The sequence below is a fragment of the Arthrobacter crystallopoietes BAB-32 genome (assembly GCF_000328305.2).
GTDB classification, from domain to species: Bacteria; Actinomycetota; Actinomycetes; order Actinomycetales; family Micrococcaceae; genus Crystallibacter; species Crystallibacter crystallopoietes_A.
Genome location: NZ_ANPE02000179.1, coordinates 1 through 10,353 on the forward strand (window position 1 = coordinate 1; position 10,353 = coordinate 10,353).

Genomic DNA, 10,353 nt, shown 5'->3' on the forward strand with positions numbered 1-10,353 from the left:
AGGCGCCCGCCGAGTGCGGCGGCGGTGCCGAGCACGCTCAAGGCGGCGGCCGCCGTGAACTGCCTGCGGGTCAGCGACGCGGATTCCAGATTCCTGCCGGCCATGGCCAGCTCCCCAACTTGAAGTGATGCTGAGTCCACATTACGCCCGGGACGGCGGCGGCTGAAGGCCCGGCGGATAACGGTTGTGGCGCTGTTACCGCCCCTGTCCTGGCAGACCGGCCAGGCGCTTCTGCCAGGCCGCCTCGTAGCCGACCGGCCGGAAGCCAAGGCGGACGTTGATGGCCAGCATGTGCTCGTTTTCCGAGGCGTTCCACGTCATCAGCCGTCGCGCCGCAGGCCACAGCTCGGACGCCCGGACCAGGTTGGCGGCCTTGATGAGCATGCCGAGGCTGTGGCCGCGGTGCGCCTGGAGCACCAGGGTGTCCTCCTGGTACGCCACCTCCGGCTGGTCCGGGTAGTACTCGAGGATGGTGTGCCCGGCCAGTTCTCCGGTGGGCTTGTGCAGGGCGGCGCTGACCAGGACACGGCCGCCCTTGGCCCGGGCCTCCGCTTCGTCGTGGCGGACCCGCTCGGCATCCCAGTGCTCCTCGGCGTACTCCAGCTGGCCCTGCGGAACGTCCGTGCTCATCCGCTGGCGCAGCCGCGCGTACTGCTCGACGTGCTCCGGCGGGCAGCCGCCCTCCCACGTCAGGAGGCGGTAGTCCGGGCCGGCCTTCGTCTGTGCCTCCGCCAGCAATCTGCCGGTCCCCTCCGGATCCGCCGGCAGCTGGAGCACGGAGATGCGCTCCACTTGCTCCAGCACGAAGCCGGAGGCCAGCGCGAACCGCACGGAGGCCAGCTCCTCCGGCAGGGCACCCGGGCCCGAGCGCGGCAGCACCGTCATGGTGGACGGCTCCGCCGGCTGCCCAGCCTGCTTGACCCAGCTCATCAGCACCTGCCGGCCCGCGGCCGCCGCGGCCTCCTCGGCAGCGTGCAGCAGCCGGGTCCCGATCCGTTGGCGCCGGTATTCGGGGTGCACCATCACGTTGATGAACGCGTTCTCCCGGTTGTCCAGCAGCGGAAACTCCAGCAGCGCACGGCCGACATGGCGTTCCCCGTCCTTGGCGGCCCAGAGCCTCATCGCCGCATAGCTGCTGGGCCGGGCGGCTTCCAGCCGCGTGCCCGGACTGACCCACAGATCGTTGTTGCCCCAGACCAGCCCGTTGACCAGGTTCGCCAGCTCGGCAGAGGCGGTGAAGCCGTCGGCACCGCGTGAGTCCAGTGACTCCGGGACCTCCAGCTCGCCGATCCTGACTGCGGTCTGCTCCATCGACGCAGACTTTACCCGGCGCAGCCGGCAGCAACAATGAAGTAGCCCGGCGACGTCTCCTTCAAAATGGTGGCCGTGCTGTCGCCTTGTCCCATGTATCCCTGGGAGCCCCTGGCGTAGAACGGATTGTACGGATTCGTGCCGTAGCTGACTGCCCTGCCCGCGGCCTCGTGTTCGGCGTTCGCGGCGCGGCCGCAGTAAAGGGCATCCCGATCATTGCTGACGACGACGGTGGCCGTGGCGCTGGAGCTCTTGCCCACTTGGTCCACGGCGGTGGCGGCAACTGAGGCGGAACCGTTGGGCAGGGTGCTGGTGTCCCAGCTCCAGCTGTAAGGTGCCGACGAGTCGGTGCCCAGCAACTGGCCGCCGGCCCGGAACTCCACCCGGGCCACTCCGGTGTCGTCGGCTGCGGTGGCTTCCAACTGGACAGTTCCGGCGACTTCTGCCCCGTCCTCCGGGTTCACCAGCTGCATCGTGGGGTCTTCCGCATCCACTGTCGGTTCGCCGCCTGCCACCCGGCGGTTGTTCTCGAAGAAGAAGTCCGTGATGTAGGCCGGGTAGTTGATGCTGTTCGTCGTGACGTAGCTGCCGCCCGGGCCGCCGCCGGCCGGCCAGTTGTGGCCCATGCCGGTGTTTTGGATCAGCGAAACCCGCGGCCCCTCGGCGTCCGAGTACAGCGTTCCAGAACCGGCGGTGTTGGTTCCGGCCAGGCCGCTGAGGCTGAACTGGCTGGTGCTGTCGGCGCCATAGATTTCGGCCATGACCCCGGCGTTGAGCACGTTGTAGCCCGGAGCCACCGTCGAGTCGTTGTCACCGTAGATGATGCTGGCGAGCTGGGTCTGGAAGCCGGCACCGGTGCTGCCGGCAAAGCTCCGGCAGGTCTGGACGCCCGCGGTCTTGGTCGTGGCAACGTAACCGATCTGCCCGGCGGTGGTGCCCACGGTCGGGCCGGCGTTGATCCCGACTCCGGCAAACACATCGGGGGCGAGGCAGCCCATCACCATCGTTTCGCCGCCGCCGGAGGAAAGCCCGGAGATGTACACCTGGTCCTCGTCCAGATTAAGGTCCTCGCGGCCGAGCAGGTTCTGCGCCAGTTGCAGAAGGTTGTCGTCGTGCCGGGACGGGCTCGTGCGGCTGTGGTTCGAATCGTAGTAGTCCCAGCAGCCCAGCAGGACGCCCCCGTTCGGCGCGTCCGGAGCGGCGACAACCATGCCGTAGGCATCGACCACCGCCTGCCAGTTGCCAGCGGTCGCCAGCGTGGAGGCGGTCTGGACGCAGCCGTGCAGGTTGATCATCAGTGCCCGCTGGCCGGCCACTGCCGGAGCGGTAGCCGGCACGTAGAGTTTGACATTCATGCCTGCGATGGATTCGGTGACCCAGGACGAGGAGGAGGCACCGGCGTCGTTGGTTTGGGTGGAACAACCGGGCAGGGTTTCGAAGCCGGGCGGACAGGCCAGGGAACCGGCGGAAGCACCGGCGGGCGGAGTCCCTACCGTCAGCGCAGCGGTCAGGGCGACGGCTGCCGCTCCGGCAGGCAGGATTTGAGCTAAACGTTTAACAAGCATGTAGTTCCTCCGTTCAACGCCATTGTTGCGGGTCAAGACTAGGAAGCCGCAGAAGAAGTGCACAATGGCCAATTCTGCAGAGCACGAGTGCAGACCTGCAGGTCGGTTCAGGGATTGGAGGAGGAACGGTTGGCCGACACTGGACGCAGGAGCAGGCGGCCGCGGCGTTGAATGCCGGAGCGGCCGGGGCGTTGAATGCCGGAGCGGCCGCGGCGTTAAATGCCGGAGCGGCCGCAGCTTGATGCTGCGGCCGCCCCGGTTGGCAGCGGTGCCTTACGCCTCGATGGCAACCTTGGTCACGTTCGGGTCAACGGAGATGCCCGGGCCGAAGGTCGTGGAGACGGTGGCCTTGGAGATGTACCGGCCCTTGGAAGCGGACGGCTTCAGGCGGAGCACCTCTTCCAGCGCGGCGGCGTAGTTCTCGGCCAGCTTAGTGGCGTCGAAGGAAGCCTTGCCGATGATGAAGTGGAGGTTGGCGTGCTTGTCGACGCGGAAGTCGATCTTGCCGCCCTTGATGTCGTTGACAGCCTTGGCCACATCCGGGGTGACCGTGCCGGTCTTCGGATTCGGCATCAGGTTGCGCGGGCCGAGCACCTTGCCCAGGCGGCCGACCTTGCCCATCAGTTCCGGGGTGGCGACGGCGGCATCGAAGTCGGTCCAGCCGCCCTGGATCCGCTCGATCAGGTCGTCGGAGCCCACGAAGTCGGCTCCGGCGGCGATGGCGGCTTCGGCCTTGTCACCGGTGGCGAAGACCAGCACGCGGGCGGTCTTGCCGGTGCCGTGCGGCAGGTTGACGGTGCCGCGGACCATCTGGTCGGCCTTGCGAGGGTCCACGCTCAGGCGGAATGCAACCTCAATGGTGGCATCGAACTTGGAAGGGTTGGTCTCCTTCGCAAGGGTGATCGCTTCGAACGGAGCGTACTGCTTGCCCGCCTCGATCTTGGCTACAGCTGCCTCATATGCTTTGCTGCGCTTTGCCATCTGCTTTTTCTCCTTTTGCAGTTGTGGTCTGCGGACCGCGCCCGGCCCTGCCACAACGACGGCGCCCCGCGGCTTAAGCGGAAAGTCCCGCCGTCGTTTTTTCTATTGTCTTGTTACCGCTTCAGGCCTTAGCCCTCGACGGTGATACCCATCGAGCGGGCGGTGCCGGCGATGATCTTGGCCGCAGCCTGGACATCGTTGGCGTTGAGGTCCTGCATCTTGCTGGTGGCGATTTCCTCAACCTGGGCCTGGGTCAGCTTGGCAACCTTGACGGTGTGCGGGGTAGCCGAGCCCTTCTGCACGCCTGCAGCCTTCTTGATCAGCTCGGCGGCCGGCGGGGTCTTGGTGATGAAGGTGAAGGAGCGGTCTTCGTAGACCGTGATCTCCACCGGGATCACATTGCCGCGCTGGGATTCCGTGGCAGCGTTGTACGCCTTGCAGAATTCCATGATGTTCACACCGTGCTGGCCAAGTGCAGGACCGATCGGAGGTGCCGGGTTGGCGGCACCTGCCTGGATCTGCAGCTTGATGAGGCCGGTGACCTTTTTCTTGGGGGCCATATCGGGTCCTTCTCTTCTTTGCGTACCGGAGGCACAGGAGCGTGCCGGCGGTGGTTGGCCACCATGGCGAGGTGGCCGCCCGCGCAGGACCGGTAAAGCGGGCCGGTCTGCGCGAAGTCTTTGGTTAGTGGATCTTGGTGACCTGGTTGAACGAAAGCGTCACCGGGGTTTCACGTTCGAAGATGGTCACCAGCACCACAAGCTGCTGGGATTCCGGCTTGATCTCCGAGATCGTGGCCGGCAGGGTCTCGAACGGGCCGTCGTTGACCGTGACGGATTCGCCGACCTCGAAGTCCACGGCGATCGGGGCTGCGGACGGGGCCGCCTTGGCCGGCTTGCCGGCCTCGGGCTTGGCTGCGGTCACGGTGTGCTCCAGCATGGAGAACACTTCGTTCAGGCTCAGCGGAACCGGGTTGTGCGCGTTGCCCACGAAGCCGGTAACCCCCGGGGTGTGGCGGACAGCGCCCCACGAGGCGTCGGTCAGATCCATCCGGACCAGCACGTAGCCGGGGATGCGGACGCGGTTGACGATCTTCCGCGTGGTGTTCTTGATCTCCACGACCTCTTCCATGGGGACCTGGATCTCGAAGATGTAGTCCTCCATGTTCAGGGTCTGGATGCGGGTCTCCAGGTTGACCTTCACACGGTTCTCGTAGCCGGCGTAGGAGTGGATGACGTACCAGTCACCCTCCTGGCGGCGCAGCTTGGCGCGGAAGGCCTCGACGGGATCCTCTTCCGGCTCTTCTTCGGCGGCGGGAGCGGCGGCCTCGCCGGCTTCCCCGCCTTCAACTTCGGCCTGGTCGGCAGAGTCCTCGGCAACGTCGGAAGCCGGCACCTCTTCGGCGCCGGTCTCGGTGGCCTGATCCGGTGTTTCCAGATCAGCGGTTTCCTCGGTGTTCTGCGACTCGAGTTCCTGCTCGGACACTTAGCTTCCTGCTTTCTTCTTCAGCTCTGTTGATTCGCTCGGCCTGTGTTCCAGGTCCAGCGGGTTGCCGGCCGTTTCCGGTACGAACGGCAGAATCCTGAGCAAGGACGCTACTGTTCGGGCACCCCGTCACCGAAGATGAGCAGTGCGCCCTGACCGAAGACGAGATCCAAGACTGTCACGATCAGCATCATGATGACGACGAATGCGATCACCACGAGCGTGTAGTTCAGCAGTTCCTTGCGGGTCGGGGTGACGACCTTCTTCAGTTCCGCGATGACCTGGCGGATGAAGAGGAAGATCCTGCCGAAGAAACCACGCTTCTCGGAACTCTTGCCCGACGGGCCCCTGGAGCTTCCGGCAGCCGTTTCGGTCAACCTGTGCCTCACTCATCTAGTCCGGTTGCCGGCGGTCCGGTCCGCGACCGGCGGCACGCTGGCGTCACGCCGTGAATTGCTTGAACTGCTGCTTCCCGCCGAGACGGTTCTGCGCAGGGCAGACAGGACTCGAACCTGCAACCTGCGGTTTTGGAGACCGCTGCGCTACCAATTGCGCCACTACCCTATGGGTTGCACCATCTGGTTCCACACCTTAGGCGCGAACCATCATGATGTTCTTCAACACCGGAGATCCAGTCTACGTCAGGGAAACCCATTTCGTCGAACCGGCCTCTGCCGCCCTCAATCAGGCGACTATCCATTATGCAACACCCGGGCAGCCGACGTGGAATCGGGGCCGCGGAGCCTACTGGTTCCCACTTGGGTTTGTTCCTGCCGGCCGCGGGACAGCCGAAGCGGCAACGCTCTAGACTGGCGAAGGACATTGTTGACGCTTACCAGACGGGAATTCCATGCCTGCCAACGCGCGCATTTCACAGCGCATCGCCGCCATTGCCGAATCTGCCACCCTGGCGGTCGACGCCAAGGCCAAAGCGCTGAAGGCTGCCGGGCGTCCGGTTATTGGGTTCGGCGCCGGCGAACCCGACTTCCCCACTCCGGACTACATTGTCGAAGCCGCCGTGAAGGCCGCGCACGACCCCAGGTTCCACCGCTACTCCCCCGCCGGCGGGCTGCCCGAACTGAAGCAGGCCATCGCGGACAAGACGATGCGCGATTCCGGCTACCAGGTGGATCCGGCACAGGTGCTGGTCACCAACGGCGGCAAGCAGGCCGTCTATCAATCCTTTGCCACGCTGCTCGATCCGGGCGATGAGGTGCTGGTCCCGACGCCGTACTGGACCACCTACCCGGAAGCCATCCGGCTGGCCGGCGGCGTGCCCGTCGAGGTCTTCGCCGGCCCCGAACAGGGCTACCTCGTCACCGTCGACCAACTGGAAGCGGCGCTGACCGAGCGGACGAAGATCCTGCTGTTCGTGTCGCCGTCGAACCCCACCGGCGCCGTGTACGCACCCGAGCAGGTCGCCGAGATCGGCAAGTGGGCCGCGTCCAAGGGCCTCTGGGTCATCACCGACGAAATCTACGAGCACCTCACCTACGACGGCATGCCGTTCACGTCCATCGCCACGGCGGCTCCCGAGCTGGGCGACAAGGTGGTCATCCTGAACGGTGTGGCCAAGACCTACGCGATGACCGGCTGGCGCGTGGGCTGGATGGCCGGCCCCAAGGATGTCATCAAGGCCGCCACCAACATGCAGTCGCACGCCACATCCAACGTTGCCAACGTTTCGCAGATGGCTGCCCTGGCCGCTGTTTCCGGTCCGCTGACGGCCGTCGACGAGATGAAGGTCGCCTTCGACCGCCGGCGCAAGACCATGGTCACGGCCCTCAATGAGATCGAGGGCGTGGAATGCCCGACGCCGAAGGGGGCCTTCTATGCCTACGCGGACGTCCGCGGACTCCTCGGCAAGGAAATCGGCGGCGTGCGGCCCGCCACCTCCGCGGAGCTGGCGGCCCTGGTCCTGGACAAGGTCGAGGTTGCGATCGTTCCCGGCGAGGCATTCGGCCCCTCCGGCTACGTCCGCCTCTCCTACGCCCTGGGCGACGATGACCTGGCGACCGGCGTCGGACGGCTGCAGGAGTTCCTGGGCACCGCCAAGTAGCAGCTTCAGCGCCGGGCGAAGGCCGGCGCATGTTCCGGCAGCGGCCCGAAGCCGATCATTCGGGCCGGGATGGCCCGCAGCGGCGGGACATGCCGGGCCGCGAACACGAGGAGGCGCGGCACCCCGGTGGGCGCGCCTCCCGGCGTCGCCGAAAACAACACCCTGTGCAGGCGGCGCTGCGCCTCTTGGATGAGGACGGTCGGCGGCCGCCGCCTGCGCTGCACGCGAGCCAGGTCTTTGGCACGGGTCTGGCCCCGCCTCAGTGGCTCCGCCAATATGGCTGCGGCGGCCACGGCATCCTGGATCGCGAGGTTGATGCCGACTCCGCCTGCCGGTGACATGGCGTGCGCGGCGTCCCCAATGCACAGCATTCCGTCCCGGTACCAGCGGCGCAGCCGGTCCAGCCGCACGTCGAGCATGCTCACCTGGTCCAGGGAAGCGATGGCGTCCAGGCGGTCAGCGAAGTCCGGGCGCAGCCTGCGCACCCGCTCGCGGAACTTCTCGACGCCCTCGGCGCGCAGCCGGGCGTCCTCGCCCTTGTGCGTGAGGTAGCCGATCTGGAAGAAGTCCTGCCGGTACAACGCAACCAGCGCTTCGTTCGGTCCAAAGACCGGCACGATGCTCCCGATACCGCCGGCCTCGTCCGGACGCCGCGGCAGCCGGAACCACCAGACGTCGAACGGCACCGGGAAATCCTTGGGCACGAATCCGGCGAGGCGGCGCAGCAGGGAGCTGCGCCCGTCGCAGGCCACTGTCAGGTCGGCCAGGAGCACCTCCTCGTGCGCTTCCGCACCGCCGCCCCGGGTGCGATAGCGCACTCCGGCGACCCGCCCGCCGTCGTACACCAGGCCGGTGGCCTCCGCGTTCATGAGCAGCCGGAAGGTCGGTTCGCGTGCAGCGGCGTCGGCCAGGAAGTTCAGGAAGTCCCACTGCGGCAGCATGGCAACGTAGTTGTAGGGGGCGCGCAGCCGCCCGAAGTCGCCGAGTTGGAGGCGTCCGCCGTGCTGCAGCGGCAGCTGGAAATTCTCCAGCCGGCTCTGCGGCAGCCGGCGGAACTCCTCGCCAAGCCCGAGCTCGTCCAGCAGGCGGATGGTGGAGGGATGCACGGTGTCGCCGCGGAAGTCGCGCAGGAAATCGGCATGCTTCTCCAGCACCGTGACCTGCACTCCGGCGCGGGCGAGCAGCAGGCCGAGCATCATCCCGGCCGGTCCGCCGCCGGCTACCACGCAGGCCATGCTCCAGTCTAGATCCGAGCCGGCCTGGCCTGGCGTTGCTACAGGATGCGCCGGTCCACGGCCCAGCGGGTCAGTTCATGGCGGGACGAGAGCTGGAGTTTGCGCAGCACCGCGGAAACGTGGGTTTCGACGGTCTTGATCGAGATGAAGAGTTCTTTGGCCACCTCCTTGTAGCTGTAGCCGCGGGCGATCAGCCGCATGACCTCCAGCTCGCGGGCGGACAGCTTGTCCAGCTCGTCGTCCACGGAGGCGACGGCGGCGGTGCCGAAGGCGTCGAGGACGAATCCTGCCAGCCGCGGGGAAAAGGCCGCATCTCCGCCGGCAACCCGGGCTACGGCATCGGAAATTTCCGCACCGGAGATCGCCTTGGTGACGTAGCCGCGGGCACCCGCACGGATCACGGTCACGACGTCCTCGGCGGAGTCGGAGACGCTCAGCGCGAGGAACCGCGTTTCGGCCAGCAGCGGGGCGCAGCCGGCCACCACCTCCGCTCCTCCGCCGCCGCGTCCGCCGGGCAGATGCACATCCAGCAGCACCACGTCCGGACGGACCGCGTGGATCACCTCGATGGCTTCCTCCACGGTCGCGGCCTCGCCGACCACCTCGATCCGCCCGTCCAAGTCGGCCTTGAGGCCGGACCGGAAAATGGCGTGGTCATCGACGACCACGGTGCGGATGGATTCGGTCATGATGCGGTTCCTTCCTCGGTGTACTTCAGGCTCAGCTGCACTTCGGTGCCGTTGCCGGTATTGCGGATGCGGGCTTCGCCGCCGTGGCGTTCCATCCGGTTGATCAGCGATTCCCGCACGCCCAGCCGGTCGGCCGGGACGTTCGCGAGCTCGAACCCGGGACCGCGGTCGCGGACGAAGACCTCGGCGCTGCCCGGCGTGCACTCTACGTAGACCGAGATGCTGCCGCCTGCATGCTTCGCCGCGTTCTGCACCGCCTCGCGGGTGGCATGCACCAGCGCCTCATGCCGGTCCGTCATGGCCGTATCCCCCACGGCGACGACGTCCACAGGTTGGCCGTAGGCGTCCTCGATTTCCGCCGCCACGGACTTGATGCGGTCCACCAGGTTGCCCTGCTCCTGCCGCTTGTCCCGGTAGAGCCATTCGCGCAGTTCGCGTTCCTGTGCGCGGGCCAGCTTTGTGACGTCCTGCTCGCTCGACGCGCGGTTCTGGATCAGCGCCAGCGTCTGCAGCACGGAATCGTGCAGGTGCGCGGCGATCTCCGCCCGCTCGGTCTCCCGGATGCGGCCGGAGCGTTCGGCTTCCAGGTCCTTCCAGTACTTCAGGGCCCACGGAGCCAGGACCAGCCCGACGCCGGCGAGCACCGCCAGCGACGCGAACAGGGCCGGCCAGATCAGATCCCAGCTGATGAAACCGGAGACGACGGCGAAAATCCCGGCGATGACCAGGGCCAGCCCGAGGACCAGCCGCACCGCTCCCTGCACCCCGTCGGCACCCGCGCGCTGCATGATTCCGGCGCGCCGGGTGTTGTCCAGCTGCATCCAGGCAATGACGGCGCCGCCGACAATCGCCGTCAGCGGCAGCCAGGTCTCCCACGGGAGGTCGAGGCCGGCCAGCTGCGCCACGAACGCTCCGCCGGCCAGCACCAGGGCGGCTCCGAACAGGATTTCCCAGCCCCCGCGGCGCATCAGCCAGGCCGCCTGCCCGCCGTTGCCGGGCGCAGGTCCGGTTACCGCGCCCGCCGGCTG

10 protein-coding genes and 1 tRNA gene are annotated in these 10,353 nt (G+C 67.1%); 1 reads left to right on the forward strand and 10 read right to left on the reverse strand.

What is annotated here, in order from left to right:
• Nucleotides 1-195 precede the first annotated feature (195 nt).
• The 7 genes from D477_RS14560 to D477_RS14590 form a co-directional block, all read right to left on the reverse strand.
• Nucleotides 196-1,311: a GNAT family N-acetyltransferase gene (locus D477_RS14560; protein ID WP_005270752.1), complete on the reverse strand. Its 1,116-nt coding sequence runs from the start codon at nt 1,309-1,311 to the stop codon at nt 196-198.
• Between the two features lie 11 nt (nt 1,312-1,322).
• A complete protein-coding gene (locus D477_RS21880; RefSeq protein WP_005270754.1) occupies nt 1,323-2,876 on the reverse strand; it encodes an extracellular catalytic domain type 1 short-chain-length polyhydroxyalkanoate depolymerase in 1,554 nt (517 codons plus the stop codon).
• Nucleotides 2,877-3,149: 273 nt separating this feature from the next.
• A complete protein-coding gene (rplA, locus tag D477_RS14570) occupies nt 3,150-3,857 on the reverse strand; it encodes a 50S ribosomal protein L1 (RefSeq protein ID WP_005270755.1) in 708 nt (235 codons plus the stop codon).
• Nucleotides 3,858-3,985: 128 nt separating this feature from the next.
• Nucleotides 3,986-4,417 carry a 50S ribosomal protein L11 gene (gene rplK / locus D477_RS14575; protein WP_005270757.1) on the reverse strand — a complete coding sequence of 144 codons (432 nt, stop codon included), beginning with the start codon at nt 4,415-4,417 and terminating at the stop codon, nt 3,986-3,988.
• A 124-nt stretch (nt 4,418-4,541) separates the two neighbouring features.
• Nucleotides 4,542-5,342: a transcription termination/antitermination protein NusG gene (gene nusG / locus D477_RS14580; RefSeq protein WP_005270759.1), complete on the reverse strand. Its 801-nt coding sequence runs from the start codon at nt 5,340-5,342 to the stop codon at nt 4,542-4,544.
• 110 nt (nt 5,343-5,452) lie between these two features.
• On the reverse strand, nt 5,453-5,719 hold the full coding sequence (gene secE, locus D477_RS14585; RefSeq protein ID WP_005270762.1) for a preprotein translocase subunit SecE: 267 nt from the start codon (nt 5,717-5,719) through the stop codon (nt 5,453-5,455).
• Between the two features lie 114 nt (nt 5,720-5,833).
• Nucleotides 5,834-5,906 (reverse strand) — tRNA-Trp (locus tag D477_RS14590).
• Nucleotides 5,907-6,192: 286 nt separating this feature from the next.
• Between D477_RS14590 and D477_RS14595 the strand changes: the two genes are divergently transcribed.
• Nucleotides 6,193-7,401, forward strand: coding sequence for a pyridoxal phosphate-dependent aminotransferase (locus D477_RS14595; protein WP_005270764.1), 1,209 nt, complete (start codon nt 6,193-6,195; stop codon nt 7,399-7,401).
• Between the two features lie 5 nt (nt 7,402-7,406).
• Here the strand turns inward: D477_RS14595 and D477_RS14600 are convergent, their stop codons facing one another.
• The 3 genes from D477_RS14600 to D477_RS22745 form a co-directional block, all read right to left on the reverse strand.
• A complete protein-coding gene (locus D477_RS14600; protein WP_005270767.1) occupies nt 7,407-8,636 on the reverse strand; it encodes an FAD-dependent oxidoreductase in 1,230 nt (409 codons plus the stop codon).
• Nucleotides 8,637-8,674: 38 nt separating this feature from the next.
• Nucleotides 8,675-9,325 (reverse strand): LuxR C-terminal-related transcriptional regulator, encoded by a 651-nt coding sequence (locus tag D477_RS14605; RefSeq protein ID WP_005270772.1) that lies wholly within the window; start codon nt 9,323-9,325, stop codon nt 8,675-8,677.
• A partial coding sequence (locus D477_RS22745) for a sensor histidine kinase (protein ID WP_005270775.1) occupies nt 9,322-10,353 on the reverse strand: 1,032 nt, incomplete at its 5' end. The genes D477_RS14605 and D477_RS22745, both read right to left, overlap by 4 nt.

Coding starts and splice junctions, on each gene's coding strand:
- D477_RS14600 (WP_005270767.1), bottom strand. CDS start 8,636: ATGGCCTGCGTGGTAGCCGGCGGCGGACCGGCCGGGATGATGCTCGGC.
- rplA (WP_005270755.1), bottom strand. CDS start 3,857: ATGGCAAAGCGCAGCAAAGCATATGAGGCAGCTGTAGCCAAGATCGAG.
- D477_RS21880 (WP_005270754.1), bottom strand. CDS start 2,876: ATGCTTGTTAAACGTTTAGCTCAAATCCTGCCTGCCGGAGCGGCAGCC.
- D477_RS14595 (WP_005270764.1), top strand. CDS start 6,193: ATGCCTGCCAACGCGCGCATTTCACAGCGCATCGCCGCCATTGCCGAA.
- D477_RS14560 (WP_005270752.1), bottom strand. CDS start 1,311: ATGGAGCAGACCGCAGTCAGGATCGGCGAGCTGGAGGTCCCGGAGTCA.
- rplK (WP_005270757.1), bottom strand. CDS start 4,417: ATGGCCCCCAAGAAAAAGGTCACCGGCCTCATCAAGCTGCAGATCCAG.
- D477_RS14605 (WP_005270772.1), bottom strand. CDS start 9,325: ATGACCGAATCCATCCGCACCGTGGTCGTCGATGACCACGCCATTTTC.